General features: G+C 59.7%; 24 protein-coding genes. 8 read left to right on the forward strand and 16 right to left on the reverse strand.

The features are described from left to right. On the forward strand, positions 1–200 hold a 200-nt coding region (locus tag GC125_RS20130), incomplete at its 5' end, for a hypothetical protein (protein ID WP_210251650.1). A 1,204-nt stretch (positions 201–1,404) separates the two neighbouring features. On the opposite strand, the gene GC125_RS00465 is transcribed toward GC125_RS20130, so the two are convergent. Together GC125_RS00465 and GC125_RS00470 are read right to left on the reverse strand one after the other, a co-directional pair. Then, positions 1,405–2,235 (reverse strand): NAD-dependent epimerase/dehydratase family protein, encoded by an 831-nt coding sequence (locus GC125_RS00465; RefSeq protein WP_151983235.1) that lies wholly within the window; start codon positions 2,233–2,235, stop codon positions 1,405–1,407. After that, positions 2,228–2,683 carry a nuclear transport factor 2 family protein gene (locus GC125_RS00470; protein ID WP_199864385.1) on the reverse strand — a complete coding sequence of 152 codons (456 nt, stop codon included), beginning with the start codon at positions 2,681–2,683 and terminating at the stop codon, positions 2,228–2,230. Before GC125_RS00470 ends, GC125_RS00465 begins: the two co-directional genes overlap by 8 nt. Positions 2,684–2,820: 137 nt before the next feature. Here GC125_RS00470 and GC125_RS00475 point away from each other — a divergent pair, with 137 nt between their 5' ends. Further along, complete coding sequence (locus GC125_RS00475; RefSeq protein WP_199864386.1) at positions 2,821–3,348, forward strand: TetR/AcrR family transcriptional regulator; 528 nt, start codon at positions 2,821–2,823, stop codon at positions 3,346–3,348. 1,048 nt (positions 3,349–4,396) lie between these two features. Here the strand turns inward: GC125_RS00475 and GC125_RS00480 are convergent. The 5 genes from GC125_RS00480 to GC125_RS00500 form a co-directional block, all read right to left on the reverse strand. Further along, complete coding sequence (locus GC125_RS00480) at positions 4,397–5,407, reverse strand: sensor histidine kinase (protein ID WP_151983237.1); 1,011 nt, start codon at positions 5,405–5,407, stop codon at positions 4,397–4,399. 407 nt (positions 5,408–5,814) lie between these two features. Then, complete coding sequence (locus GC125_RS00485) at positions 5,815–6,204, reverse strand: response regulator (RefSeq protein WP_151983238.1); 390 nt, start codon at positions 6,202–6,204, stop codon at positions 5,815–5,817. A 6-nt stretch (positions 6,205–6,210) separates the two neighbouring features. Beyond that, positions 6,211–7,278, reverse strand: coding sequence for a sensor histidine kinase (locus GC125_RS00490; RefSeq protein WP_151983239.1), 1,068 nt, complete (start codon positions 7,276–7,278; stop codon positions 6,211–6,213). After that, the gene (locus GC125_RS00495; protein WP_151983240.1) at positions 7,275–8,714 is read right to left on the reverse strand and encodes a DUF7125 family protein; all 1,440 of its coding nucleotides are present in this window, start codon (positions 8,712–8,714) and stop codon (positions 7,275–7,277) included. Before GC125_RS00495 ends, GC125_RS00490 begins: the two co-directional genes overlap by 4 nt. Before the next feature lie 453 nt (positions 8,715–9,167). Further along, positions 9,168–10,064: a LysR family transcriptional regulator gene (locus tag GC125_RS00500; RefSeq protein WP_151983241.1), complete on the reverse strand. Its 897-nt coding sequence runs from the start codon at positions 10,062–10,064 to the stop codon at positions 9,168–9,170. Positions 10,065–10,206: 142 nt separating this feature from the next. Between GC125_RS00500 and GC125_RS00505 the strand changes: the two genes are divergently transcribed. The 5 genes from GC125_RS00505 to GC125_RS00525 all read left to right on the forward strand — a co-directional run bounded on the left by GC125_RS00505 (position 10,207) and on the right by GC125_RS00525 (position 15,242). Further along, positions 10,207–11,391, forward strand: a complete 1,185-nt coding sequence (locus GC125_RS00505; protein WP_286165303.1) for an MFS transporter — start codon at positions 10,207–10,209, stop codon at positions 11,389–11,391. 83 nt (positions 11,392–11,474) lie between these two features. After that, on the forward strand, positions 11,475–12,569 hold the full coding sequence (locus GC125_RS00510) for an alpha/beta hydrolase (protein WP_151983242.1): 1,095 nt from the start codon (positions 11,475–11,477) through the stop codon (positions 12,567–12,569). A 130-nt stretch (positions 12,570–12,699) separates the two neighbouring features. Continuing rightward, positions 12,700–13,053, forward strand: coding sequence for a cyclophilin-like fold protein (locus GC125_RS00515; RefSeq protein ID WP_286165304.1), 354 nt, complete (start codon positions 12,700–12,702; stop codon positions 13,051–13,053). A gap of 215 nt (positions 13,054–13,268) precedes the next feature. After that, complete coding sequence (locus tag GC125_RS00520; RefSeq protein ID WP_151983273.1) at positions 13,269–14,015, forward strand: SDR family oxidoreductase; 747 nt, start codon at positions 13,269–13,271, stop codon at positions 14,013–14,015. 981 nt (positions 14,016–14,996) lie between these two features. Continuing rightward, positions 14,997–15,242, forward strand: a complete 246-nt coding sequence (locus tag GC125_RS00525) for a hypothetical protein (RefSeq protein WP_151983244.1) — start codon at positions 14,997–14,999, stop codon at positions 15,240–15,242. Positions 15,243–15,692: 450 nt separating this feature from the next. Here the strand turns inward: GC125_RS00525 and GC125_RS00530 are convergent, their stop codons facing one another. From GC125_RS00530 to GC125_RS00550, 5 genes are all read right to left on the reverse strand, one after another. After that, positions 15,693–16,520, reverse strand: a complete 828-nt coding sequence (locus GC125_RS00530; RefSeq protein WP_151983245.1) for a Crp/Fnr family transcriptional regulator — start codon at positions 16,518–16,520, stop codon at positions 15,693–15,695. A 356-nt stretch (positions 16,521–16,876) separates the two neighbouring features. Further along, complete coding sequence (locus GC125_RS00535; protein WP_151983246.1) at positions 16,877–17,524, reverse strand: BON domain-containing protein; 648 nt, start codon at positions 17,522–17,524, stop codon at positions 16,877–16,879. Positions 17,525–17,608: 84 nt separating this feature from the next. Continuing rightward, on the reverse strand, positions 17,609–18,124 hold the full coding sequence (locus GC125_RS00540; RefSeq protein ID WP_151983247.1) for a pyridoxamine 5'-phosphate oxidase family protein: 516 nt from the start codon (positions 18,122–18,124) through the stop codon (positions 17,609–17,611). A gap of 15 nt (positions 18,125–18,139) precedes the next feature. Further along, positions 18,140–18,490 (reverse strand): TraR/DksA family transcriptional regulator, encoded by a 351-nt coding sequence (locus GC125_RS00545; protein WP_286165305.1) that lies wholly within the window; start codon positions 18,488–18,490, stop codon positions 18,140–18,142. Beyond that, positions 18,483–18,836, reverse strand: coding sequence for an SPW repeat protein (locus GC125_RS00550; RefSeq protein ID WP_151983248.1), 354 nt, complete (start codon positions 18,834–18,836; stop codon positions 18,483–18,485). The genes GC125_RS00545 and GC125_RS00550 overlap by 8 nt, the downstream gene beginning before the upstream one ends. Before the next feature lie 184 nt (positions 18,837–19,020). Between GC125_RS00550 and GC125_RS00555 the strand changes: the two genes are divergently transcribed. Then, positions 19,021–19,857, forward strand: a complete 837-nt coding sequence (locus GC125_RS00555; protein WP_199864387.1) for a universal stress protein — start codon at positions 19,021–19,023, stop codon at positions 19,855–19,857. A gap of 100 nt (positions 19,858–19,957) precedes the next feature. On the opposite strand, the gene GC125_RS00560 is transcribed toward GC125_RS00555, so the two are convergent. The 4 genes from GC125_RS00560 to GC125_RS00575 all read right to left on the reverse strand — a co-directional run bounded on the left by GC125_RS00560 (position 19,958) and on the right by GC125_RS00575 (position 25,803). Beyond that, positions 19,958–20,461: a response regulator transcription factor gene (locus GC125_RS00560; RefSeq protein WP_151983250.1), complete on the reverse strand. Its 504-nt coding sequence runs from the start codon at positions 20,459–20,461 to the stop codon at positions 19,958–19,960. A gap of 647 nt (positions 20,462–21,108) precedes the next feature. Then, a complete protein-coding gene (locus GC125_RS00565; RefSeq protein ID WP_502706023.1) occupies positions 21,109–23,673 on the reverse strand; it encodes a cation-translocating P-type ATPase in 2,565 nt (854 codons plus the stop codon). Between the two features lie 182 nt (positions 23,674–23,855). Further along, entirely contained in the window at positions 23,856–24,800 is a 945-nt protein-coding gene (gene arcC / locus GC125_RS00570) for a carbamate kinase (protein WP_151983276.1), read from the reverse strand. A 1-nt stretch (position 24,801) separates the two neighbouring features. Beyond that, entirely contained in the window at positions 24,802–25,803 is a 1,002-nt protein-coding gene (locus GC125_RS00575; protein WP_151983251.1) for an ornithine carbamoyltransferase, read from the reverse strand. Between the last annotated feature and the right edge of the window lie 2 nt (positions 25,804–25,805).

A 25,805-nucleotide genomic window follows, 5' to 3' on the forward strand; every position in this document is an offset into this window, starting at 1 on the left:
ATCTGATGTGCGCTATTCGATTGAAAGTCGCGTTGTACGCCAAGGGTCTGAACTGCGAGCCGCATCACATGCAAATGAATTATGCTGCGGGGGTTACCCTGCTCGGGCTCAGTGAACAGTGTGTCCAAGAAAGCTCCCCCTTGAGCAAAAAGCAGGTGTTGAATGAAATGCGAATTTCGGGTGTTCAGAAACCAACCTGATCGCCCAGGTTGAGGCAGCAAGCTGACCCCCGCAAACTTTGGATGGTCCGGGAGACGCGAAACGGCAGCTTGCCGACGAAACTCCCTATAACCGGACGGTCCGAACCCGGCCCCAAATCCGCCTCGGGAAATTATTTCCCAAGTGTAACTGGCCGAGGGGACGCCAATAAGTGAGACGGGGTGGTGGCTGGCCGGTTAGGGAATTACGCCGTGTCTTCGCTCGCCACTCAGCCACTCGATGCAGCTGCGGCGATGCATCGCCAATGTCGGTCCTCTCGACTCCGCAGTAGCACTGATTGTTGCGATATCGGCTGCGGCTGTATCTGGACGAATGTGGATCGCCGTCTCAATCCTTTGACCGTGAACGGGTGAAGACGGCAACCTGCCGCCTTCACGTTGATCTTCAGGGCGACGGAATAAAGAGCAGCACGGCTGTCGAGATGACCGCAGTCGTCAAAACAAGCACGCAAGCCAATTTCACGTCCTGCGTCCGGCCACTCACTGCGTCTGCGTTTCGCCCGGGATCGGGGCGGTCGCTTCCATAGGCGCGGCTGCATACCAGAAGTATCCGAAGACCGCTGCAGCAAGAATAAGGATGCCGCCCATGATGTTTCGCTGATTTCCTGGAGTTTGAGTTGGAGTCATTGGAGGTCGCCTTTGATAATGGAAGTTATCCCGCTCGCTCTCGCGACGGGTAGGCTTCACTGTTCTAGGCTTGGTGGCGGCGCGAAGATTACGCGCGGCTGACCGGTCAAAGCTCTTATCGAGATATTTTCCAGTCAAGGACATCCTAACAGACTATCGCTGCTGAGAAGACTTAATTCGTTAGCTCGAGCATCCCGATGAAGATGCTCAGTTTCGGCAGTGGCACAGATCAGATCACAGTGCTGATGGCCAGCTAGGTTGTCGACGCAGTCTGTTCGGTTGCGGTTAAGGGCGTGACAACTGAAGGCTAAGCCCAAGGCGGCGATGGCCGAAACATATGAAAAAATGGGGGTGCACGCCGCCGTCGAGATCGACCGGCGTTCAACGGCAGCTATTCGCTCTTGGTAGCCTATAACCGGTCAGACGAAGACCATCAGCTTCACCACGTGCTCAGGGCGCGCGCCCAGCGCATCCAAAACAGCACCCAGATTGGCATACCCTGCGGCACGAAATCCTGGGAGAGGGAGCCGGTTCGGTCTTGCCCGGTAGGCAGCGGCCATCACTCCCGCAGCATGCCGGCATGGGGCGCGAGGACCGCGACAAGATCGTTCGGGCTGCGACCGGTCCAGCGAGCGACCTCGCCTGTGACTCGATCCTCTGCCCCTTTGGCGATGTCGTCATCGAGGGTAGCGAGCGTCGTGGCATAGTTTGAGGGCAGGCCGTAACCCTCGTAGCGGCTGGCGAGCTCGACCACGGTCAAGCGGACGTGGCGTACCGCGCGGCCGCTCGCCTCGGCGATCGACCGGGCGACCTCGTCGTAGGACAGGGTCCGCGGGCCGGTGAGGATGGGTTCGTCGCCATTCAACGTCTCAGATCGCGTGAGCATGGAGGCGGCGACGGATGCGATGTCCTCGGCGTCGATGAAGGCGACGCGTCCATCCCCGGTTGCCGAGAAGATCGCGCCTTTTTCGCGGATGCCACTCAGATGCTGCGTCAGGAAGTTCTGCATGAACCAACTCGGGCGCAGCACCGCGTAGTCCTCGCTGTGGTCGGCAAGCCATGCATGAACTTCGCCCATCATCGGGCCGCCTTTCGGCAGCGAGGACGAGGATAGAAGAACGACGCGTCTGTCGGGAATGGCCCGCTCGAGGAAGGGCTGCATCGGCGCGAGAGGTTCGATCGTGTCGGTCGGCGCGACGAGATAGACACCGTCCACCCCATCGAGCGCGGCTTCGAACGTAGAGGCGTCGCGCCAGTCGAACAGGATATCTCCGGCCTCACGGGGATTGCGCGTCGCCGAGCGCACATCGACGCCCATCTCGCGCAGCTTGCGAGCGAGTGCACTGCCGGTCTTGCCGGTCGCGCCGGTGACGAGAACGGTATCAGCCATGGCGCACCTCGCCTTCTGTCAGCTTGGCGACCTCTTTTGCGCCGCGCAGGGCGCCGAGCACTGCTAGCGGGTTCCAGTAGTCCTTGTAGTGGACGATCCGCCCGTTGCGCGTCCGGATGATAGACACGTAGCGCTGCTCGTAGGGTTCACCGGTTGCAATGCCTGTTCCGAAACCATTGAATTCGAGGACCACAGTGTCCGGGTCGGTCGTTTCGATGATCGTCGGCTCGCTCATGCCGTCGAATGTGATGAGCGTGCCGAGCATGGCGAGATGATCCGTCAGAGCTTTTCGCCCCTCGATGCGACGGGGCAGATCGGCGTAGGCGAATGGGAACTCCATCACCCCGTCCGGATCGAACATCTCGTCAAAGGATACCGCATCGGGATCGAGCCTGTTGCCAAGCGCGCTTCTCAGCATGCGGGAAAAGCTTCCAAAGGTCTCTGTCATGGTCTAAGTCTCCGTTGGAACGATAACGTTCCGACGATATAAGAGGTGTTTCAATGGAACGCAACCGTTCCGACGATAAGCCCGTCAGACGACTGAGTGGAGCAGCTGTCCGCAGGACCAGCGTCACGGACGCTCTCGTGCGGACCTTTTTCGAGGAATGGGCCGAAACAGGGTATGGGGGAATAAGCCTAGAACGCGTCGCCAAACGCGCAGGCGTCGGTAAGGCGGCGCTCTACCGCCGCTGGTCCTCCAAAGTGGAGATGGCGAGCGATCTCCTGACGAGCGTGGGGCTAAGCATCACCGAGACCGGCGACATGGGATCGCTGGAGGCCGATATCGAGGCGGTGCTTGTCGCGATCCGTCGCGTTCTGCGCCACCGCATGATCCGGCGTATTCTTGCCGATCTCCATGCCCATATAGCACGTGAGCCAGCGCTCGCCGAAGCGATCCGACCGATGCAGCAGGCGCGGCGGGAGCGCGCTCACGCGTTGGTCGAGCGCGCCATCACGAGAGGGGAACTGAAGGAAAGCGTCGACCGAGAGACGATCGCCGATCTCTTGGCCGCACCGATCTACTGGCGCCTCGTCGTGGTCGGCGGCCGTTCGGACCGCGAGCATATCCGGTGCCTAGCCCGCATGAGTGCGGCAGCCGCAAGGGCTGCGTAGCTGCCGACACCTTCTTGAGGGTTGACGTCGAATGTTCGCGTACTGCGAATTCGCGATGGTACGGCTTCAATGGGGTCGCAAGCCGCCGTCGAGATCAGCCTCAGCTCGACGGCAGCTATTCCGGCTTTGGCGCCCACAACTAGATCTTCCCGATTCGGCCCCTAAGCAGCCTTGGGAAATCATTACCCCAAGTCCGATTAGTTGAGCGCACGCCAACGACTGAGTTGCGGTGGTCTGCGGACGGGCGATGTCCTGGCAGTTAACGACAGCGGGCGTGGCCGAGCCTCGGAGGCTATCGGTGCCAAATTGCGTGGATTTCCTTTGAGACGACATGCGCGCGCAGCATTAGGGTCGACCCATGGGCGCGCTCTAAATTAACGCGTCGTGCATTCGAGAGCTGGCTCGTCGGGGCTCAGCTGCTGCACATCATTGCTCTTTACAGCTCAAAAGCCTGACGTGGGAGCCGCGATCAGCAGGTCAGGCGATTTACCTATTTGCTCAGAATTTCTGCCACCCAATGGCCGAAAGCAGGACAAGGGTCGACGCAAAGTTTAAGAGCGTTAAGAGCACGCTCAACCAAATCGGCGGCCTTGTCGAGCCGAAAAGGTGATCACTAAGATCGAACCGTTCGCGCGTGATCTCAGAAGGATGCGCGAACGATAGAAGGCGTCGTTGCAGTCACCATCGGGCCCTCGACGCTGTCCGGTGGGTTCCTGACGTGCCTGGCATGGTAATTCATAGTTCGAAGTGGTTGGTAACGTGTTTTCCAAGGCCTTGGTCGAAGGACATGCGTGTTCGCTGAGATACTCCGGAACCGATGACCTGCTGGCGCATTGCTGCCGTGTGAAGGGACGTCACAATTACATCGAAATCGGTAGAAGATACCGCGCGAGCGATCGAGCATTTATGCCGGCACGAAGCCGTCAGGCGTGCCAATTTAGCGCTGACTCAGTTCCACCTGAACAGTGACCTGCCCGCCGCAATGACTGAGCTTCTGGCGCGGCTGGATCAGCGGTCTTGAAAAGGGCTCGGTCGCAGAGCCAGCTGCTTACTGAGCGAGGCGCTCAGGCGAAGCCTTTAACGTAACCACAAGACCGGACTTCGCCCAAACGTAAGCGATGGATCCGCGTAAGTGTCCCGTCACGCTGCGCTCCACGAGTTTGCTTCCATATCCGCCGGGCCCGACGGGTATCTTGACCTCCGGCCCGCCGCTTTCCGTCCATACCAGCGTAACGGCTTCGTCATGTGCGGAGCACGATAGATCCAAGGTACCGGTATCGACCGAGAGTGCTCCATACTTAAGCGAGTTGGTTGCCAGTTCATGGACGACAAGTGCCAGAATTGTGGTGGCCATATCTCCGACGCGCATTCTCGGCACAGAAACGCGGATGCGCCCGCTGAAGGCGCCAAGGTCATCGTAGGGAGCAAGCAGCACCGACAGCAAATCGCCGAGAAGTGCTGAAGCAGTTGTGTTTTGTCCGGGAACTGGCCGAACCAGATCATGCGCCCGACCGAGAGCTGTAAGCCTCAGCGTCAGTTCGTGCGCCATGTCATTGACGGTTTTGGTCGACCGTGAGGTTATTGCGGTCAGGCCGGACGCGATCGCCAAGAGGTTCTTCACCCGATGGCTCATCTCACCAGCGAGAAGCTCACGGCCTTCTTCCGCCTGTTTCCTGCCCGTAACATCAATGAAAATGCCGAACATGATGCGTCCGACGATTCCTGCATCATCACCCTGACCGCGCGCCGAGATCCATTTGAGCTCGTCGCCGATCATGATGCGGAAGTCGATTTCATATGGGCCGACTATCGCGCGTGTGGCGTTGAATGCAGCCCGGACCCTGTCGCGATCGGCGGGGTGAATGTGAGCAGAAAGATCTTCGAAGCTGACGTCAATGCCTCGGGAAATACCCCACAGATCGTAGGCATTATCGTCCATGGCGAGAGCGTCGGTATCAACGTTCCAAGACCAGAGCGTCACACCGGCCGCTTCGATTGCCCGTACGAGGTTCTTTGGCTCCCACAGAAGCGGCTTCAGTTCATCTGCTGTGGTCGCCAAATATCTCTCCCGAATTCTCTGCCGCAGCCAAGGCCGCAGATTTTTGGCTGTCTTACACAGCAATGCCGCTCAGACAATGCAAGGCTCAACACATTTTAGTGCTTGCTTCAAAATGGCGGATTGTAGGGGAGCTATCCGCTAAGCGAGATAATCTTCCGAGCGGGGTTGGATCTTTCGAGGTGTATCGAGCTCAGTGCAAACTCGTCGGTGATGAAACCGTATTGATGGCTACTACGGTGATCGGCGGGATTATCGCCCATACAGGTCAGTCGGCGGCCAATGGCGGGCCGTTGCCGATAAATGGTCCCGCCATTCCGTTCCCGGCCCGATGGCCGTCATAAAGCAATTGGCGGAACTTGAAGCGCCATTAAAGCGCAAGCGCTCAACAATCATCCTAAGCGCTAAGTTCAGCGTCCACGCCAATTGTTAAATAGCTCAATTTTCTCAAAAAGCTCGGTGGGCGACACAGGCTTGGACACAATTCCGATAGAGACATTGCTGTGAGCGGAAGCGACCCGCTCTTGTCCGGTTACGAAAATCGAATGAATGCCACGCTGATGCAACCAGGCTGCTGCTTCTGGTCCCGTAGGGCCGTCGGCTAGATCGATGTCGACGAGGGCGCCATCAAATTCCAGGCTCGTAAATTGCTTCTGCAGTTCGGAAAAGCTGTCGAGAGCGCCCACAAAGACGTGTCCCAAATCTTCGATCATCTGCTCGACATGAAAAACGATCAGCGGGTTATCCTCAAGGTAAAGAAGACGTATTGGCGCCAAGACGACAGGGGGTGTGTGATTCATAGAGCACTAACCCGGTTGCGCGTCAGAGGTTGCCGCTACTCTTGAATATGCACCCCGCGCTTCGCACCGCAGCCCACCAGGTTCGAAAGCTATCGAGGGTTTCTGCCCGAAAATGCTGGCAAGCGCCGAGCGGATGTAGCGCGTGCCGTAACCAGCTCGGTTCGGCTCCTCGACACGGGGGCCTCCTCTCTCCAGCCAGGAGATCGCTAAAACGGGCTTGTCATCATGCGACAGGGTCCATTCAAAGCGGACCTGGCCTTCGGGCCGTGACAGTGCACCATATTTGATCGCATTTGTTGCCAGTTCATGCAGGCAGAGAGCCAGCGTGGTGCCAGCCTCCCTGTTGAGCAGCACCGCTGGACCGCTCGCGGCGATCCTAGCATCTCCATCGTGGACATATGGATCGAACGTGAGCTTGGCGATCTCGGCGATGGAAACATTCTCTCCGTCAGAATGGAAAACGGCGGAATGGACTTTGTCCAGTGCTCCAAGGCGGCCACGGAAGTCTTCGGCCAACGCCTCGATCGAAGTTGCCCCTCTTCGCGTCATCTCGAAGATCGACGTCACACTGGCGAGAATATTCTTGACCCGATGATTTAGTTCGCGGCGCAGCTCGGATTCTTGGGCGATGTGGTCGCGGACGTCGCGTTGGCGCAATCGAGCCAACAATGCCGACTGCACTCCGCTCACAAGCTCCACGGTCGTGACCGGTCGTTGATAGAACAGCAAGCGTGCTCTTGGCCAAGCGCGTGTGAGCGCGGCTCGCACCTCGTCCGGCCTGGATGCGCGGTCGAGGAGGACGACAACGGGTATTTCAGACCAAGAAGGTTGCGCGTGAACGTGATCTGCAACAGCCGCAATGACAGAGGCGGTCAGCGCTTCATGCGTCGTAACCAACACACCTGGCGAAGCGGCAAGCATTTCACCTAGATCGTCGTCCTGAGCGCCTATCCGAGCACTAATCTCGTGACCCGTGAGAAGCCGTCCAAGGTAATCGGCATCCTTACGGTATGGCGCCAGGATCAGGACGTGATCCAGCGTGGAGTTTTCGTATCTGTCGTCCGAGCCGTTCACGCTTCCGGGAGTGGATTGTAGGGCACGACACTAATGCCCGAACTTTGGATGAACAGCTCATGCACATCGAGATCGTGAGGACCGTGCCGTTTCTTCACGACAGTGATGTTGCGTCTCAGGCGCCCATCATGTTCCGTCAGTCGCAGCAGAAGTACCGTGTCACCAAGGAAGCTGACATCGACATCAATGCCGACGTTCTGACCCAATAGTCCGTGCTGAGCGACGATCAGCATGGTCAGGACACCCGCTCTTGCCAGATATTTCAGAAGGGACTGGATGTCGCGCACGGCTTTCTCACGGTGCGGAAGCGAGTTAAGATAGCCCGTGAAACTGTCGATGACCACGACGCGCGTCCGGTCTTCCGTGACGATCGTCTGGACGATCTGGGCAAACTCACCGGGTGAGATTTCATTCGGATTAAAATCGCGAATGATCAACTGCCCCTTCTCGTGAAAGGGACGCAAGTTCATGCCGAGCCCTTCGGACCTCCGGAAGAAGGTCTCAAGTCGTTCTTCAAACAGAAACAATGCAACGTTCTCGCCACGCTCCAACGCCGCCGTCGAATAAAGCGAGGCCATGGTCGATTTGCCTGTCCCGGACTGACCGATAACGAGCGTGATCGTGCCCGACTCCTGTCCGCCGCCAAACATTTCATCGAGCGTAGCAACACCAGATTTGATCAATTCCGGTTTGCTGTTTTCTGCCATCGATCCTGCAACGATACGCGGAAACACGACGACGCCCTGACCTTCGCGGATCGCCATGTCATGGTAACCATCTGCGATCGGCACGCCGCGCATTTTGCTCACTTCGATGCGCCTGCGCACCGCCCCGTAGTCTTGGAGCGACTTGTCGAACCGGATGACACCATGCGCGATGCCTTCTACTTCCTCGCCGTTGTTGCCTTCCCTGTCCTGCGTGTCGAGCAAGAGAGCGACAACGTTTCGCTTGGCCAGAAATGCCTTGAACCCAATCAGTTCACGCCGGAAGCGGGGCGTATCGCCAGTGATGAGACGAATTTCGAGCAGCGAGTCGTAGACAAGGCGGCTGGGCTTATATTCCTCGATCGCGCGCTCAATCGCCTGGCGCGTCTCGTCCAGCCGCAATTCCGCAGTTTGGAAAATGGTTTGATCCGCTCCCCCGTTCACTCCATCCGACGCTGAAAGCTCTTCGATCCGAATGCCGTCCATGGTCCAGCCATGCGAGACGGCGATGGATTCGAGTTCTGCGGCAGTCTGAGACAGGCTCACATAAATGCAGCGTTCGCCGGCCTCGACGCCCGCACGCAGAAACTGAAGCGCCGCAGTGGTCTTTCCGGCACCTGGGGCGCCTTGCAGCATGTAAAGGTTGGACGGGGGGAGCCCGCCTCGCAGGATATCGTCCAGTCCAGCGATCCCGGTTGAGATCGGGCTGGTTTTCTTTGCTTTCTTGGCCATTTCTCTTCCTGCCTTAGCGTCCTAATTTGTCGCTATCACCTTTACCCAATGAGGGCGAACGAAAAGCCGCCTGCGCTGCTGCTTTGGAAAAGCAGAGACCTCGATGTACCGGTTCTGAGTTGAGCAAATGGCCCGTCCGCCAAGTGCTGAGACTATGTCGTGGCGTTGCCTGAACTTAACGGCAGCTATTCGATGCTCAGCGCCCAAAAAGCGGACGGTCCGCCGTCCACCCGGATTCGCCTCGGGTGATTATTTCCCCATGCAATCGTTTGAGCCGATGCCACCAGCCGCGGTGGAGTGGAATTGGCCGACACGATACTGTCTAAAATCGCACGGAATTGGAGGTTCAAACACTCCGGGCGTCATGCGCCTGTTGCATTAGCCACACCGGCTGCCGAGCTTTACGTCTCCGATTCTGCAGGAACGCAGAGGGTCTGTTACACAAAGGCGCGATCAGGCCGTGGAGACTCGCAGCGCGTCCACGATGACCCTGAAAGCTGGCAGGCTTTGCCGCCGGCTGGGGAAGTAGATATAATATCCTGAGAAGAAAGGGGACCAGTCGTCGAGTATCTGGACCAGATCTCCCGACTTCAAATGCTGCGTGATCGTATCCTCGGGAATGTAGGCGATGCCGTAGCCGTTCAGCGCCGCATCGATCATTGCGTGTGAAGAATTGAAGGCAAGCTGGCCATCGACCCGGACACGCAGGTCCTGCCCAGCCTTTTCAAACTCCCAGGCATAAAGCCCGCCAGCCCTGAGGTGCCTGTGGTTGATGCAATTGTGCTTGATCAGCTCTTCAGGGTGGACAGGCGCGGGATGCGTCTCCAGGTATGCCGGTGACGCGACCGCGACCAGACGCCAGTCCGGACTAATCCTGACGGCGATCATGTCCTTCTCAACGCTTTCGCCGAGGCGAATTCCCGCATCGAAACCCTCCTCGACGATGTTGCGAAAGCCATTGTCGATATTCAGTTCGAGCTTGATGTCGGGATAGTCGATAAGCACAGGCCGCAACTTCGGCCAGACGTAGCTTTGAAACGCGTGATCGGACAACGTGATCCTGATCGTGCCTGCCGGCTTGTCACGAAACTCCGTCAGTGAAGCAATTTCCGCCTCGATCTCTTCCACGCGAGGCGCCAAGGCCTGGCGCAGGCGCTCTCCGGCCTCGGTTGGCGCGACGTTGCGCGTCGTGCGTGTCAGGAGCCGAATGCCCATCTGCGTTTCGAGGCGCTTGATGGTGTGGCTGAGCGTCGATTGGGCGATACCGAGCTTGGCAGCGGCGCGGGTGAAGCTGCGCTCCTCGGCGACAGCCAGGAACCACAGCAGGTCATTGAACTTGCCTCTCGCCATCTACGGTTTCCGTGATTGAAAAGCATACTTATGCCTCAGGTCGATTAATGCAATCGCGTTTACCCGTCTAATGCGATCGTTTGTTCGCTGCTATCTCTGCCCCATCGAAATGCGGTCCTGACACCGACAGCGAGGCGCAGAAATGTCGACAAAACTCACAGCAGATACGGCCGACCTGCGCTCCGCATGGGGTGCAGTGATGTCAATGGCGCTTTGCGTCGCCGTGCTCATCGCTTCAGAATTCATGCCAGTCAGCCTGCTGACCCCAATCGCGGGCGAACTTGGCGTCAGCGAGGGACAGGCCGGTCAGATGATCTCGATCTCCGGCCTTTTCGCCGTGATTACTAGCCTCTCAATTGGTGGACTGACGCGCACCATCGACCGCAAGCTCGTGCAGTCGTCGTTCGCAGCACTCCTGATCATCTCGACCCTGATTGTGGCGCTCGCACCGACTTACCCGGTGCTGATGATCGGTCGCGCCTTGCTGGGCATCGCCGTTGGCGGCTTCTGGTCGATGTCGACCGCCATCGTCATGCGGCTCCTGCCAGCCGACCAGGTTCCCCAAGGGCTCGCTGCGTTGAACGCGGGCAACGCAATCGCGGCCACCATCTCGGCACCGCTCGGCGCCTGGCTCGGCGACATCATCGGCTGGCGCGGCGCCTTTGCGCTGATTGTCCCGGTGGCAGTGCTCGCCCTCGTCTGGCAACGCATCCATATGCCGGCTCTGCCGCCCCGTGGGATTCGGCGGGCCAATCCTCTTGGACTGCTTTCCCAGCCTCAAGTCGCGCTCGGCATGGCGTCAATCTTCCTGCTGTTCATGGGCCAGTTCGCGCTGTTTACCTATCTGCGGCCGTATTTGGAGGGTGTGGCGGGCTTCTCTGTTCCCATGCTTTCGGGCGGCTTCCTGGCCCTCGGACTTGCAGGCCTTGCCGGAACCTTTGCGATCAGCCGCCTGCTGCGGACACGCCTCTATGGTCTGTTGATCGCGATCCCCGCAGTAATGGCCGCGCTGGCAGCACTGATGATCGCATCGGCTGCGCTGCCGGCCGTTGTCGGCGCACTGATTGTCCTTTGGGGGTTCTTCGCAACGGCGGCACCCGTCGGCTGGGGCACCTGGCTTGCCCGAACGCTTGGTCCCGAGGCGGAGGCCGGCGGCGGGCTCCAGGTTGCCGTGACCCAGCTGGCCATCCTGGCTGGCGCAGCCGCCGGCGGTTTCGTCTTCGATGCGCTCGGCTGGCAGACCACCTTCGCTGTCTCGGCTGCGCTTCTCGGCGCGTCGGCTCTGTGCGCGCTCGCCGCATGGTTTCAGCAGAGTGACCCACGATGACAAACGCTTCTCACTACACCTGCGCTCGTCCTGATGCGCGTGACCTCAGCAAACGATGCCAATTGCTTGAACGGGCAAACGACATGACCGACAAACCTCTTCACACATCGAACGATCTTCCGAGCGTCGGTCGCAGAACCCTGCTGATGATGACTGGTGCAGGTGTCGCCGCTGCAGGCCTTGCCTCAATCGGTGGCGTTGCGCTTGCTCAGGCGCAGGCCAGCGACGAATGGTACAAGACATTTCCCCGCAGCGAGAATGTGACCCAGGAGAAGGTCACCTTCACCAACCGCTACGGCATCACGCTGACTGGCGACCTCTACATGCCAGCCGAGCACGGTGATGCCGCCCTGCCGGCGCTCGCTGTCGCCGGCCCGTTTGGCGCCGTTAAGGAGCAATCGGCCGGTCTCTACGCCCAGACCATGGCCGAGCGCGGTTTCGTCACGCTGGCCTTTGATCCATCCTTCGTCGGCGAAAGCGGCGGCGAGGTGCGCGATGTGGCATCGCCCGACATCAACACCGAGGACTTCATGGCCGCGGTCGACTATCTCGGCCTGCACGACGCCGTGGATCGTGAGCGGATCGGCGTCATTGGTATCTGCGGCTTCGGTGGCATGGCGCTGAACGCAGTGGCCGCCGACAAGCGCGTCAAAGCGGTGGCCACAACCAGTCTCTATGACATGTCGCGCGTCATGGCGCGGGGCTACTACGACAGCATGACAGACGAGCAGCGGACTGATGCCCTCACGCAGATAAGCCAGCATCGCTGGACGGATGCCGAAAATGGCGCACCGGACATGGCAGGCGGTCTGCCAGATAGCCTCGACGGCATCGATGATCCGGTCATCCGCATGTACCACGCCTATTACAAGACGGATCGGGGCTATCATCCCCGCTCGGTGAACTCGAACGGTGGTTGGACCGTGACCAATCCGCTGTCCTTCATGAACATGCCGCTCCTGACCTATGTCGCGGAGATCTCGCCACGCCCGATGCTCGTTATCGCGGGCTCCGAGGCGCATTCTCGATACCTCAGCGAGGATGCCATTGCCGCCGCAGCCGAGCCGAAAGAGCTGATGATCATCGACGGCGCAGATCATGTGGATCTCTACGATCAGATGGACGTGATCCCGTTCGACCGACTGGCCGAGTTCTTTGGCCAGCATCTCGCCGCTTGAGCAATCGAGATGGGTCTGCGCACGAGCGCAGGCCTATCCAAATCCAAAATTCCGCCAACGGGAGGAATGTCCCATGCGGAGAACAGCACTGGGTGTTGCCGCTTTTGCCCTCGGATTAACAGGAGCTGCCATGTCACAGGACCAAGTTCGCATCTCGTCTGAATGGGGCGAGGTGACCGCCACTTTAGCGGATAACGATGCCGCCGATGCCTTGCTGGAGATGCTGCCGCTAAGCATCGACATGCGCGACCATCTTCGTCAGGAAAAGACAGGCTACCTGCCATCGGACCTTCCGGAACTGCCGCGACAGCGCGACTTCTCGATGGGTACGCTCGGTCTGTGGAGCTCCAATCACTTCGTGATCTACTACAGCGCCGGCAGCGTCCCCGCGCCGGGCATCATCATCCTCGGCGAGGTTACAGGCGACGTGTCGATCTTTGACCGGCCTGGCAACGTCACGGTCAACCTGACGCGCCTTGATTGAGTCCTCGATGGCGCTTGCCGCAGCGCAGCGGCCTTCACGTTGAGCCGCTGACCCATGCTTGGCATCCGGACGTCGCACTGCAGGTTTCGTTTGCTTTCACCCGTCGAGATGCCAGCGCACCTCCAGGGAACTTCAAATACGGGACGATGAAAGCCTCCAATCCCCTCGATAGGGGTGTGAGGCTGCGTTCCATCCATCACCCTAAGGAGAATACAATGACTGACAACATCAACGGAAAAGTCATCGTCATCACGGGCGCGTCCAGCGGCATGGGCCAGGCCGCGGCGCGGCATCTCGCGGCGAAGGGCGCCAGCGTCGTGCTTGGTGCTCGGCGTGCAGACCGATTGGAGGCGCTGGCATCCGAAATTTCTGAAGCCGGTGGCAAGGCTACGGCGGTTGCTACCGACGTCACCAGACGCACAGACGTGCAAAAGCTGGTCGACACAGCCGTGCAAACTTACGGTCGGATCGATGTTCTGATCAACAATGCCGGCATTATGCCCCTGTCGCCTCTTGAACGCCTTAAGGTCGATGAATGGGACCAGATGATCGACGTCAATTTGAAGGGCGTGCTCTACGGTATCGCCGCCGCGCTGACTTACATGAGAAAACAGAAGGCGGGGCATATCATCAATCTATCTTCAGTCGCGGGACACAAGCTCTTCGGTGGTTCGGCAGTCTATTCCGCGACGAAGTTCGGTGTGCGGGCAGTCAGCGAGGGGCTCCGGCAGGAGGTGAAATCCTACAATATCCGCACAACGATCATCTCACCCGGTGCGGTGAAGACGGAACTGCTCGACCACATCACGGAGCAGGATGTCAAAAAGGCCAACCAAGAGTATGTTGGTGAGATCGGAGTTCCAGCCGAGACGTTTGCTGGCTTGGTGGAATTCGCCATCAGTCAGCCTGAGGACGTGGACATCAACGAAATCCTCTTTCGGCCGACGGCTCAGGAACTCTGATTTCGACGAGATCCAAGTATCAGTGCGCGCCCGCGACGGCAAACAACCGCATCGACGCGCCGCGATTTCCCTTCGATGCGGTTCATCTCCCCATGAAATACAGCAACAAACTCAGCCAACAGATCGGACGCCATCAGTCGGGTCTTGAAACCGCTGAGGATCGCTGCTTCCAGCTTCGCTGGACCGATGCTCGGCTTGACGTTGCATCACGCTTCCACGCGTGCAGATAGACAGTCGAAGTAGCCGTGACCGACAGATGCGAGCGGACCGCCACAGGCATAGCATAACGAGATACCGGTCAGCAAATGGCGTGGACGGCGCTGCTCTCAAAATACATCTTTAAGGATATTGACGGAATGCAGCGAACGCCGAACGCATTCGAGACGGACCTGGACCTCGTTCCAGATATTCGGATCGACGATGCGCAACTCCTTGACGTCCTGCCGAATCCAAAGGTGCTCATGGTTCACCCGAGATACTCGGTTGCCGGTTCAAGGGTCGCGGCCTTAGTCCTCCGGTTCCAGACGAGAACACCCGGAAAAACGGTCGTTGTGCAGGAAATCTGTACGCCGTGTCGCACGGCCCCGGATCGCGCCAGGCCTTGCCGGTGGGGCCGGGGACGCGTTCGACATTCAAGGCGCGTGCTAACGCTTTTGGGAATTTCCGCCCGCGAAGTCACGGAAGATACGGCGCACGACCGCAGCATCGTCCTCATTGATGGTCAGCGGTCCCCGATCAACTTCTTTGTCGTCCTTCGCCCTCTCGTCCATCGGGTCAACAATAGCCGAAAATATTCCAAACCCGCCACTTTTCATGTGCATCTGCCATTAAAGGGAGAGAAGGCCAGCAAGCGGTTACCATTGTTCCCAATTGGATAGACTGCAGGGGCAAATTAACCTTGATGCGGAAGATAGTCGGACCACTGGAACAGATGGATTTACACTCGGTTCCCGTCGACCCTGTTGGTTTGAGGAATGGCAAATGATCGATTTCGGGCAATTGCCCATGGAGGGGACAAACAGAAAGCGTGCAAAACACCCGTTTTATCGCTCTGCTGCTTTTGGCGTTCTTGCTGTCATTCTTGCCGTTCTCATTGGGAGCGGTTTAGCCTCGTCCATCTCTCCGACGTTGGATGGCGGACGGCCAACGCTTATGCTTTCTCTTTTGCAGGCCCTCATCCAGTGCTGCGACTTCAGCCCTGTGATGGAGTTCAAGAGCGACTTTTAAAGAACGGCGAGCGATGGGTGGCGGCGGGTCTGCGAGCAGACCACGAGTTCCCCGGCGTTCTTCAGGCGAGAACAACTGCACTGCTGGCGTCTCGAAACGGAAACCTCTTCTGATTTTCGCCTAGACAAACGACCCGCAGAGGCCCCATCGATCCCAAGAGTCGGATTCATTCTGAATGGCGGGTACCGGGCCGCGGCCACACCGAACTAACCACCCACGTTATGTCGGAAGCCTCGGCGAGATCAGTGCTGCTTTATCGGACCGCTATTCAGTCCAAGACGCCCAGGACCGGACCGTCTGTATCCGGAAATGCGCTTGGCCAGTTGGCCGACAATCTTGTCCGCGATGTTCACTGGTTCCGGCCATTCGGGCAATGTTCTTTTTCGACGCTAAGGTGCCCCTTCACCCCACGTCTTCAGACTCAGCAAATGAACTCTGACCGCTCACAAGCTAATGCACCGATTTCGGTGCGCTGTCCGTCAGGACCGTTAACGCGTGGATGCGTTCGGAACCTTGGTCTTTGTTGATCTCGAAGTCATCGAGCGATGCTTCGGCGTCTTCCAGCCCGCAATTCGACATGATGACCAAGCGATCAAGGTTCATAATCTCGATTTGCGTGGGCAGAATAGTCCGTATGACGCCCAGCTTTTTCATCGTCTGTAGCGCGCGACAGATCGACTCGATCGTCGTTCCGAGATGTGCTGCCATGTCTCCGCGGCTGATAGGAATTGTCACCGACAAATTATCAAGATGAGGCTTAGACAGCCCGGCGTTGCGGCAAATGAGAAGAAACATTGCCACACGCTCTAGAACGCTTTGGGTCGCGATCATCAGCATCCAGTCATGCGCAGCATCCAGCTGTTGGGAGAGAACGACTATCATCCGGTGCTCGATCTCAGGGAACTGAGCCATCAGCTTCTCGATCGCTTGACGATCATAGGTGCAGACGGTCGAGTCACTTGCTGCTTCGATGCTGACATGGGACGTGCGGATATAGACGCGGCCGAAAACGTCGGACGGCAGCAATAGGCAAACGATCTGATGGCGCCCGTCACTGGATGTCCTGTTCGACCTAAGGACACCATTGAGCACGGTGCCAATAATGTTCATATCATCGGTTTGGGCTACTATGGTCTCGCCTTTGCGATAAGATTTGATACGCGCCAGTTTGTTCATTTGCAGCTGTGCTTCCGCTGAAAGCCCAGTGTGCAAGGTGGATCTCAGATTGCTGCAATGCTGAGACATGGCGATCGCAGTTGAAAGGTTACGGTAGGCCATCGTTCGCTCCTCATCTTCTTTGAAAGAAGTTTCAGCCTGCCCGACCCAGTGAAGCCGTATCTCTTGAAGAAGAAAGTAATTTAATACAAATCAATTTGCGGTGCGAACTCGACCATTCGTCAGTTGTTTCACCCACCTTCGTTCCGACCGTCATCGCTATATCGCAGCGGTCAACTGATCTCGACGAAGGGCATGTCTTCTGCATGCAGACCTGCGGCAGCAGAACCATTCTGATTTCAGCGGCGATCGGTAGAAAATCGTCCGCGGGCCGTCGCTCTGATGGAAGTTGACGGAATATGAAAACGCGGCCGCCCTCCCGACGGCCGCGTTTTCCACGACGGCTACCCGAAACGCTCTCAGGCCAAGGTTATGCGGTCCTCGACAGCCGTGACTCCCGGTGCCGACCACGCGGCACGTTCGGCGGCCTGTCGGTCGGCCCACACTTTCACATGGCCTTCCAGCGTCACTCTTCCGTCGTGAACGTCGACCTGGATCGATTGGGCCTCCAACTCGGCATCGCGCTTGAAGGCAGCTTCGATGCGCTTCTTGATGTCGGTCGCCTCGGCGCGCGGCCGGATTTCGATCATGTTGGATACGCCGATCACGCCAACCAGACCGCGCACGGCGCCGGCCGCCGCATTCTTCTGGTACTGCCATTCGACGCGGCCTGTGAGCGTGACCCAGCCCCTTTGCACCTTCACCTGAATTTGGTCGTCCGGAACCGTGGTGTTCCATCGAATGACGTTCAGCGCCCGCTTTGCGATCTCGTCATCGGCGGTGCGATGCGTACCGGCGGGGCGCACCTCGATCTCTTGCGCAATACCACGCACGCCCTTGATCCGCTTGACCAGATCTTCTGCGGTCAGTTTTTCGTCATAGGTCGGCACATGGCCAGTCAACGTGACGACGCCGTTTTCCACCGCGACACCGATGTCGGCGGAATGCAGGCCAGGATCAAAATCCAGTGCGTCAATGATGGTCTGCCTGAGTGTCTTGTCGAGCATGTGGTCCTCCTTGGGACGAGCCAGCTACCAGCCTCTCGGTCTTTCCTCTTCTATAACACCGCCGGTCCCGCGCTTTGATCAGGGTCAAGTTCGCGATCCAATTCGTCGGATCATCCTCTCAAAGAAGGTCGGCTCTGTTGGCTGTTCGGCGTGTTCGTCACCCCTGCACCGTCTGCCCGTCATCTCGACGATGGCGATGCGGAAGAAGACCGGCACGAGCGGACGATCTGTGTCACCGATCCGAGTCTGCTGGGAGCCGGGCTCCCACCAACTTGCATTCGATTGCAGCAGCGACCAGGCATGATCGCGTTGCCCCTCATAGCCGTTGTTCGGAGAAATCTCTTCGTAGAGTCCGGTGATTATCACGCTTTCCCAGCACTCCGGGTGATCGATCCGATCTACCAGAACGCTGACGCGCGGGTTCTGCCGCATCCACTCGACTTTCTGGCCAAGGGTGGTGAAGCTATAGAGATGGCCAGGTTCGGCCGCAAACTGGATCGGAACCACGTAAGGCTGGTCGTGAAGCGCACAGGCGAGCCGTCCGGTTGGGACTTTGTAGAGAAGCGTCAGGCAGTCCTCGCCACTCATCTGCGTGATCATCGAAGCTCCAGTTGTTCAGAGTTCTGTGGCACACGCTACGCAAAAGGGGGTCGACGGAAGTGTTTTCAGGCGCTGCTCGTCGATCCGCTCGCCGCAACGCGTGCAGACGCCGTAGGTGCCTTTTTCCACCCGTGTAAGCGCAGCTTCGATCTGCCGCAGCTCCTCCACGCCGGCTTCGCCCATCTCTTCCAGCACCTCGTCGTTCTCGCGCTGGATGGCCTGATCTTCCAAGTCCCTGTCGCCCGGCTGGGCGAGATCGACGCCAATCTTGCTGAGGCGCCGATCCAGTTCCTCCCTGCGTGCTTCCATCACCCGCCGCATACTATCGAGATCGAGCCCATTTGGCTTCTTGGGTCCCTCACGCATGGGACGTCCGGTCTGTGGCGATGGTCGATGCAGCCACCAGGATCATGAGCCCTCCGACAACGATGACATTCGTCGTCATCGGACGATCGGACGTAAAGCCCAGCACCCAGGGCGACACCATAAGCCACACACCAAGCGCAACATCGGCCCATTCCTCCCAGATCCGCCGCGCCAGCAGCGCAGCGATCCCGAGGGCCAGCGCAAGGACGCCGACGATGTAGGCATTCCAGTCCGCCGGAAGCGCCGGCCCGCTTTCATATCCGAGGGCGCGCAGTGCAAATGGCGAGACAACAAGCCAGCCGCCCAGAAGCGTGATCACCCAATCCTGCCATCCATATCGTTCCATGACAAAGTCCTCCTTGAAGATGCAAGTCTATGCCCCGACGAGACGGACGCCGTTGATATGGGTCAACACCGGGCGCCGCTTCGTACGCCGCAGCGAAACTTGATTGGTATCAACTAAGCCAGGCAGCTGCGGTGCTAGCGTTCGACGGACAATGCCTGCTCATTCTTCCGGGGGTACAATCCGCATGATGCCACGCGTTCTTCTTTGTCTGATCGAGCAAAACGATCCGTCGACGCTTCTGGAAAGCGCGATCGCGATGGGCCAGGATGACGGATTGCACGTTCGCTGCGTCGTTGTCGCGGATGCGCCGCTCATGCCGATCGGCACCCGGCGTCAGGAAACCTGGCAACAATGGAAAGAGGCACAGCAGCAGATATCTTCGGCCCTTGACAGCCGCGTTGCGGAAATCTCGGCGCAACTGGAGCGCCGAGATTGCAACGGCGAAGCGCTGCGCCTGATGGTGGACACAATTGATATCGCCGACGTTGCCGGGTTGTACGGCCGCTATGCCGATCTCGCGGTCGCAGCACCGCCGAAAGGACCAAACTCCCTCTTCCATAGCCGCATTCTCGAAGGATTGATCTTTCGCAGCGGTCGGCCCTTCCTGCTCGTTCCAGACGGGGCGAAGGTGACGCTGAAACCCAGGCGCGTTTTAGTCGGCTGGAATGGCTCCATCCCGGCTGCGCGCGCCCTTGCTGCCTCGCTCGACATGCTTGTCGGTGCCGATGCCGTAACCATCTGCATGATCGATCCAGTCGCTCGGGAATGGGCGAGCGGGGAAGAGCCGGGCTTCGATGTGGCCAGCTATCTCGCGCATCACGATATCAGCGCCGATGTCGCGATCGTCGACTCCAAGGGTCGTGATGCGGGCCTGGTTCTGCTGTCCAAGGCACGCGACCTTAACGCCGATCTACTGGTCATGGGCGCCTATGGGCATTCGCGGCTGTTGGAATGGATCATCGGAGGCAGCACGCGCGAGGTGCTCGCCAACGCAGATCTACCCGTGCTGCTCGCCCATTGAATTGCGTGGCCTGACCCTTTGCGAAACCTCTGGGCATGCTCGAGACGGCTACGATGCATCGCGCCGTCGTCGTTGCTATGCTCATCACTTAGTAAGCTATTTAATGCGATGCGCCATTTTGACGGTTCGGCGGCAAGTTGTGGATCGCGGCATCACCTTCCACGACAATCACCGTGCGCACGAGTTCGGCAACGCTGCGGGCGTTCATCTTTGTCATCACACTAGCGCGATGGACCTCGACGGTGCGCGGACTGATGTCGAGCTCATGAGCAATCAGTTTGTTCGGGCGATCGTCGACCACGCCGCGTAATACGCAGACTTCGCGGGGCGTAAGACGTGACAGGCGTGCCCGTAGTTGGCTTTGTTCGAGATCGGACGTGTTTTTGGTCAGGGTAGCATTGAGGGCTGCGCGAGCCGCGCCGAGCAGAATTTGCGCTTCAAACGGGAACTGCAGATAATCTGCAGCTCCGGCCTTCAAAGCCGCGACGGCAGCCTTCACATCTCCGTGGTCTACGACAAAAATAACAGGAAGATGGAGTCCACTCGCCCGCAACTCATGCAGGCACTGGGCTTCGGATGGAGACCTCTTGGCGCCAGCGATCACGACACATCCTGTCAAGAAGCTGCTTTGCGGATCCAGAATTTCGCTCAGGTTGCTGTGAAAGCGAACGACGAACCCTCCGAGCGCCAGCGTGAGGCCGATTGAGCGTCGGATGCCCTTATCCGGATGAACGATGTGAATGGTAACTTCCTAGCCCATTGGTATCCCTTAAAAACGAGCAAAGATGGCGGAAGGCTTGTGAAGCGGCCAACCTTCTTCGCGTGCTTGCCAATCTAACTCACCTGCCTGGTTCGCCCGGCAGAACCTTTAACAGCATGGGCGCGAGTGTCGGTTCGACCAGCGGCGGTCTCGCGTGCGAGTTAGCCGGGAAGGCCAGGCCGCGCTGTCGGCCGGCGATACCGTCGAACTGCAGGGGACTTCCGGGTCGCGGACGGCTACTTCGCCGCCGATCACACGTCCTTCTGGGGCTGCAAGAGCGGCTGAGCGGCGAAAGGAGTATCCTATGACACAACCTAATCCGAGGCCTTCATGCGATTGCCCGACGCCGAATCCCAGATCCGTGTTGCCGTCCGGAACGGCTATACCGTGCCTAGTATATCCGGGCACTGAAGCCGTGGAATAAATCTATCCACAGAAAGTGGACGATCGATCGTCAGACCATTCGTCCAACAGCACCTTCCGCAGATCCGCTATTGCGATTTTGCGCTAACGCGGACGGTCCGCCGCCAGATCGGCTTGAGCGCCTCGAGCACCAGCAGCACCGCCAGCCCCGCAAGTGGAGGGACGGCCAGGAATACCGGGTCCAGTGCCGCGAAACCAAACAGGTCGCGGGCGGGCTGCCAGAACAAGGTGACCGCCAGAAGGACAGCGACAATCGGAAGCACAACCGCCAGCGCCCGGTTGGGCCGCCGGATTGCAGTGATGACGGAGAACGACAGCGAGCGGTCCACGAAGATCAGCGCGACGATGCCAAAGACCAGCGAAGCAAAGGTGAGACCCCGCACTTGATCGGCTTCCAGTCCGTAACCGGGGGCAAGCGCGAAGATCGTGGCGGTCGCCGCTAGAACCATCGCACCCTGGACCAGGCTCCACAGGATGGTGGGGACAGATAAGAGGGGCTCGGCAGGCGGGCGCGGCGGGCGGTCCATCACGCCTTTCTCCTCAGTCTCAGCCTCGAAGACCAGAGAACAGACCGGGTCGATCACCATTTCCAGAAAGGCGATGTGCATTGGGCCGAACAGGATCGGCATCCCGAACAGAAGCGGCATCAGCGCCAGCCCTGCGATCGGCACATGCACTGCCAGGATGAAACTCATCGCCTTGCGCAGGTTGTCGTAGATCCGCCGCCCCAATCGCACGGTGGTGACGATGGAGCCGAAATCGTCGTCCAGCAACACGATGCTGGCCGCCTCGCGCGCCACATCCGTTCCGCGCCCGCCCATCGCCACGCCGATATCTGCCGCCTTCAGCGACGGCGCGTCGTTCACGCCGTCGCCTGTCATGGCCACAACGGCGCCCGAGGCCTTCAGCGCGTTGACGATGCGCAGCTTCTGTTCCGGCATAATGCGGGCGAAGATGCTGACATCCTGCACGGCGGTAGCCAGATCAGCGTCCGGCATCGCCTGAAGTTCGGCCCCGGCGATCACTCGGCCGCCCTGCAATCCCGCCTCCGCCGCGATGGCCTGCGCCGTGGCCGGATAGTCGCCGGTGATCATAATGACCCGGATCCCTGCGCTGCGGCACAGCGCCACCGCCTCGGGCACCGAGGTGCGCAGGGGATCGGCGAGACCCACGAGGCCCAGAAAGCGAAAGGCGAACGCGCGCTGGCTGTCTGGTAGGCCGGCGCCGGAAAACGCGGCATCGGCCACCCCCAGTACCCGCAGGCCCGCCTGCGCCATGTCGTTCACCTGCACAGTAACCGTGGCGCGGGCGGCCGTGTCCAGCGCGCACAGGTCTGCGATCGCCTCGGGTGCGCCCTTGGCGGCGATCTGCCAGCCTGCGCCATCAGTTGCCCAGACCTGCGACATGGCCAGCAGATCGGGTGACAGGCCATAGGTGCGCACCAGCCTCCGGCCCGCCCCAGGCAGGGTTTCTCCGGCGCGTAGGTCCGCTGTGGCCAGCGCATGAAACGCCTTCTCCATCGGGTCGAACGGTTCGGGGGCCGAAGCCATGACCCCCGCTGCCGAAAGCTCGCGAAAGGCCTCTGGCAAGGCCGTTTCGGCGATCGTGGCCGGGGTTCCGTCTGCAAGGCGCAATTCGGCAATCGTCATGCGGTTCTCGGTCAGAGTGCCGGTCTTGTCGGTGCACAGCACCGAGGCCGCGCCCAGCGTCTCGATCGCCGAAGCACGCCGCGTCAGCACCCTGACCTTGGAAATCCGCCACGCCCCCATCGCCATGAAGACCGCCAGCACCATAGGGAATTCCTCGGGCAGCATCGACATGCCGACGGCGATGCCCGCAAGAACTCCCTCCAGCCAGCCACCGCGCAGTAGTCCATAAAGGACCACGACCGCCACGCTGACCGCGCCCCCCAGCGCGGCGAACCAGATGACCAGACTGCGCATCTGGCGCTGCAGATGCGGAGTCTCTGTCTCCAGTTGCGCGAGCGAGGCGCCAATCTTGCCGATCTCGCTGACGGTCCCGGTTGCCGTGACCTCGGCGATGGCCGATCCGCCAACGATCAGGCTGCCCGAGAAAACCACGGGCAGATCCTCGCCGCCCGGACGGGTGTCTGGATCGGGCTTTCCGACCTTCTTGCGGACAGGAACGGCCTCGCCGGTCAGCAGGGATTCGTCGGCAGAGAGCCCCGTTGCCTCGACCAGCACTGCATCGGCAGGAACGCGATCGCCTTCGGCCAGCACGATCAGGTCGCCGCGCGCCACCTCGCGCCCTGCGATCCGCAGGCGCTCTCCGCCCCGAATGACCAGTGCCCGCGGGCTGGTCAGGTCGCGCAGCGCCTCCAGCACCCGTTCGGTCCGCGCCTCCTGCACCACGGTGATACCCACCGACAGACAGGCGAAGGCCAGCAGAACCAGCGCCTCTTCCAGGCTGCCAAGCAACAGATAGACGACACCCCCTGCGATCAGCAGCGCCAGCATCGGCTCGCGCAGGACCTCCAGCACGATCCGAAAGGGTGTGCGACGACGCGCACGCGGCAGTTCGTTGTAGCCCTCGGCAGCAAGCCGGGCCTCGGCCTCGGCCTTGGTCAGGCCCTGACGTAACGGTGCTGACCCCTGCGGTTTCGTAATGGACAATGTCAAACTGCAGACCTCTCCTGGAGGAAAACAAACCTGTGATGAACCTGACCGGGCAGCGTCGTGAACGCCATGCACTTCGTTCCGGAGCATATTCGCCTTGGGCAAACCCCTGGCGGAGAACTATTCGTCGATAGTGCCGAACCTTGCTCCCGTTGCCGTCCGGAAAGCCGCTGAATGTGTCAGACGAGCGCCCCACCAGGTTCTTCCCGAGCCTCGTCCGGTGTGATGATCCGCGTGCCGGTACGGCCGTCCAGGATTGCGATGGCGTCCTCCAGCCGACCGATGCCGGTGAAGCGGCCGGCCATAGCGAAATCAGATCCGGCGCGCAGCTTTGGCCCCATGGAACCGGCGGGCGCATCGAAGGCAAGCGCTTCAACCACTGTCAGTTCGGCGATCCGCGCCGCGCGTTCCGTGCCGAAGTCGCGATAGACGCCATCGACATCGGTCAGAAGCAGGAGCGCATCGGCCCCGAGCTGCCGGGCAAGCAGTGCACTGGCTGCATCCTTGTCGATGACCGCCTCGATGCCGATCAGGCTGCCATCGCCGCGACGGACGACAGGGATGCCGCCACCGCCAGCGCAGATGACGATCACCCCTTGTTCCAGCAAAAGCTTGAGCACACGCAGATCCGGGATTTCCATCGGCCCAGGCGAGGCCACGACGCGCCGCCATTTTGGGCCATCTGCTGCAATCGCCCAACCTGCGGCCTTCGCGCGTGTCTCGGCTTCTTCCCTCTCATAGACGGGGCCTACGAATTTCGTCGGTTTTCCGAAGGCCGGGTCGTGGACATCCACGACGACCTGAGTGAGCAGCGTCGCCACCGGCCGGTCATGGCCGAGCGCATTTTCGAGTTCCTGTTCGATCATGTAGCCGATCATGCCCTCCGTCTGGGCGCCCAAAACGTCGAGGGGATAGGCCTCATCGGGCTTGTAGGAGGCACCCTGCAGCGCCAGAAGGCCCACCTGCGGCCCGTTGCCGTGAGTGACAACCAGACCGTGTCCCGCCCGTACGATCGCGGCCAGGGCTTTGGCAGCCTGTTGCACATTGGCACGCTGCGCCTCAGCCGTCAGCGGCTCACCGCGTTTCAACAACGCATTGCCACCAAGGGCGACGACAACCAGCACCTCAAACACCCAACGTGGCGACAAGCACCGCCTTGATCGTATGCAGCCGGTTCTCGGCCTGTTCGAAGACGATCGAGGCCGGGCTCTCGAACACGTCATCGGTCACTTCCATCGCACTGATGCCGAATTTGGCCTCGATGTCGGCACCCACGGATGTCTCTGTGTCATGAAAGGCGGGCAGGCAATGCATGAAGCGGGTTCGAGGATTGCCGGTTCGGGCCATCAGCGCCGCGTTGACCTGATAGGGCATCAACAGTTCGATCCGCTCGCCCCATTTCTCCTGCGGTTCCCCCATCGAGACCCAGACGTCGGTGTAGACGAAATCGACATCCTTGACGGCTGCATCGATATCGTTGGTGATCGTGATACGCGCGCCGGTTTCCGTGGCAATGGCGCGCGCCTCGTCCTGGATGCCCGCTGACGGCCAGCAGGCATTGGGCGCGCAAAGCCGCACGTCCATGCCCATCTTGGCGCCACCGATCAGCAAGCTGTCGCCCATGTTGTTGGCTGCGTCGCCGATGAAGGCATAGGACACCAGGTGCAGCGGCTTCTCGATATGCTCCTGCATGGTCAGGAAGTCGGCCAGAATCTGGGTCGGGTGGAATTCCTTGGTCAGTCCGTTGTAGACCGGCACCCCGGAATATTTGGCCAGTTGCTCGACGATCTCCTGACCAAATCCACGATATTCGATCGCATCATAGATGCGCCCCAGAACCCGGGCGGTGTCCTTGACCGATTCCTTGTGGCCGATGTGGCTACCGGTTGGTCCGAGATAGGTGACGCGAGCCCCCTGATCATAGGCAGCGACCTCGAAGCCAACGCGGGTCCGGGTCGAATCCTTCTCAAAGATCAGGGCAATATCCTTGCCCTGCAGCCTGGGCACTTCTGTGCCGGCATATTTCGCGGTCTTCAGATCGGCCGCGAGCTTCAGGAGAAAACTGATTTCCCTTGGAGAATAATCGCGCAGCGTCAGCAGGCTGCGGTTCTTCAGATTGAACGCCATTG

Origin of the sequence: Rhizobium sp. EC-SD404, from assembly GCF_902498825.1 — a bacterium.
Taxonomy (GTDB): domain Bacteria; phylum Pseudomonadota; class Alphaproteobacteria; order Rhizobiales; family Rhizobiaceae; genus Georhizobium.

What these genes read in the sequence shown, in the direction of transcription:
- GC125_RS00465 (WP_151983235.1), bottom strand. Translation starts at nt 2,235, where the DNA reads ATGGCTGATACCGTTCTCGTCACCGGCGCGACCGGCAAGACCGGCAGT.
- GC125_RS00470 (WP_199864385.1), bottom strand. Translation starts at nt 2,683, where the DNA reads ATGACAGAGACCTTTGGAAGCTTTTCCCGCATGCTGAGAAGCGCGCTT.
- GC125_RS00485 (WP_151983238.1), bottom strand. Translation starts at nt 6,204, where the DNA reads ATGAATCACACACCCCCTGTCGTCTTGGCGCCAATACGTCTTCTTTAC.
- GC125_RS00495 (WP_151983240.1), bottom strand. Translation starts at nt 8,714, where the DNA reads ATGGCCAAGAAAGCAAAGAAAACCAGCCCGATCTCAACCGGGATCGCT.
- GC125_RS00500 (WP_151983241.1), bottom strand. Translation starts at nt 10,064, where the DNA reads ATGGCGAGAGGCAAGTTCAATGACCTGCTGTGGTTCCTGGCTGTCGCC.
- GC125_RS00505 (WP_286165303.1), top strand. Translation starts at nt 10,207, where the DNA reads ATGTCGACAAAACTCACAGCAGATACGGCCGACCTGCGCTCCGCATGG.
- GC125_RS00510 (WP_151983242.1), top strand. Translation starts at nt 11,475, where the DNA reads ATGACCGACAAACCTCTTCACACATCGAACGATCTTCCGAGCGTCGGT.
- GC125_RS00515 (WP_286165304.1), top strand. Translation starts at nt 12,700, where the DNA reads ATGTCACAGGACCAAGTTCGCATCTCGTCTGAATGGGGCGAGGTGACC.
- GC125_RS00520 (WP_151983273.1), top strand. Translation starts at nt 13,269, where the DNA reads ATGACTGACAACATCAACGGAAAAGTCATCGTCATCACGGGCGCGTCC.
- GC125_RS00525 (WP_151983244.1), top strand. Translation starts at nt 14,997, where the DNA reads ATGATCGATTTCGGGCAATTGCCCATGGAGGGGACAAACAGAAAGCGT.
- GC125_RS00530 (WP_151983245.1), bottom strand. Translation starts at nt 16,520, where the DNA reads ATGGCCTACCGTAACCTTTCAACTGCGATCGCCATGTCTCAGCATTGC.
- GC125_RS00535 (WP_151983246.1), bottom strand. Translation starts at nt 17,524, where the DNA reads ATGCTCGACAAGACACTCAGGCAGACCATCATTGACGCACTGGATTTT.
- GC125_RS00540 (WP_151983247.1), bottom strand. Translation starts at nt 18,124, where the DNA reads ATGATCACGCAGATGAGTGGCGAGGACTGCCTGACGCTTCTCTACAAA.
- GC125_RS00545 (WP_286165305.1), bottom strand. Translation starts at nt 18,490, where the DNA reads ATGCGTGAGGGACCCAAGAAGCCAAATGGGCTCGATCTCGATAGTATG.
- GC125_RS00550 (WP_151983248.1), bottom strand. Translation starts at nt 18,836, where the DNA reads ATGGAACGATATGGATGGCAGGATTGGGTGATCACGCTTCTGGGCGGC.
- GC125_RS00555 (WP_199864387.1), top strand. Translation starts at nt 19,021, where the DNA reads ATGATGCCACGCGTTCTTCTTTGTCTGATCGAGCAAAACGATCCGTCG.
- GC125_RS00575 (WP_151983251.1), bottom strand. Translation starts at nt 25,803, where the DNA reads ATGGCGTTCAATCTGAAGAACCGCAGCCTGCTGACGCTGCGCGATTAT.